Annotated in this window: 1 protein-coding gene; it reads right to left on the bottom strand. The window is 51.1% G+C overall.

Features of this window, described 5'->3' with window-relative positions; all coding sequences use genetic code 11:
- A partial coding sequence (locus tag HWQ67_RS18775; protein WP_218254221.1) for a hypothetical protein occupies positions 1-1,290 on the bottom strand: 1,290 nt, incomplete at its 3' end.
- Positions 1,291-1,310 lie beyond the last annotated feature (20 nt).

Here is a 1,310-nt window from a genome sequence, read left to right as displayed (position 1 = left end):
CTCCACCAATCCAGACCAATCCTCTGCATATGACTCTCCATCCAGTGAGACATAGAACGGATTGATTGAAGGATCGTTGGTACGCTGACGTACCGTATTGAGCAGTGTGAGAGACTCCTCTGCCAGTGTTTGCAGATGCGAGAGCCGATAACTATCGTAAACCATGGGCCCGTTTTCAAACCGGCCGAGATGGGATTGAATGCTCTTGACCCTATTGACTGCGGTGGACAACTCATCAGTTCCAATATCGGATTGTTTTGCATTTCTGGACAAAAAACGGTTTTTTTTAGACAACTCCATGTTTCTCATGTTGTGTGTCAGAACACGCCGATGCACCTCACTGCATGCATTGTGAATGGAGGCAATGCGTCTGTTTGCAGCCACTCCAATCATCTCCTCCTTGTTGCGGACGCGATGTAATGTCGACCAAACCTCCTCTTGCAGGGTATGCAGGCTTTCCACAATGAACGGTGTTCCGTTGATTCTGGGATAGACCAAGTGGGTGATTTGCTCCAGGTTCATGCCACCCATTTCGGTATAGAGCATCGGTTGTTCGTGATCCAAATCGAGACAGGCGGCATAGACCTCATCCAACTCTCCCGCGATGTGCTGGTAGCGTTTTTCAAGGTTCCTGATCTGCATCATCGTTTGTCCCCCCAATTGAAACGCCAACCGATGAGAAATATCTAACAATGGTTGCATCGCCTTTTGCCAAAGGAGTGGCAACTCCTTCTCTTTCGCTGTGGCCAACTTGGGAACAAAGCTGCGGATTTGCTCTTTCGTCTCCCCGTCATATTTTGCCAATGCAGGCAATTCCTGCAGCCAATACCGGCGGGTATGAGTGAAAGGCGGCAGCTGTGCCATGAACGTCCGGCGACATAGTGTGTTCAGCAGGCCATTTTTCCAACCTTTTTGGCAAGAGGCCTGTTCTTGCGCGGTTTGTTCGATCGAATGGCCCAGGGAACTCACAGAGCGATTGGTTCGCATCATGGTCTCTATCATGATTCTACCGCTGTGGTCGTTGTTGAGCTTCTGCAGAACCAGAGGAAAATCGTGACGGCTCTCCGCCGGACCCTGTTCTGCCACCTGCATTCCTGCACGGGCCCGATCATATGCGTGCATAAAACGCTGCTGATTCCGGGACTGTCCTTCATGAATCTGCCGGGCAAGATCGAATAGTGTCGGTGTTGTCACAATGACCTGGGGCTCCATGGCCGCGGGTAACAAATCGGCGAGCAACCAGGCAATGTGACGGGGGGCATGATTTGTCAAACGATGAATGGCTCTCATCCGTATGACGCACCCCTCCA

Source organism: Candidatus Magnetobacterium casense, assembly GCF_019173545.1.
Lineage (GTDB): Bacteria > Nitrospirota > Thermodesulfovibrionia > Thermodesulfovibrionales > Magnetobacteriaceae > Magnetobacterium > Magnetobacterium cryptolimnobacter.
Note: the sequence above shows the minus strand (reverse complement) of the source record. Positions and strands in the feature narration are given on the sequence as shown.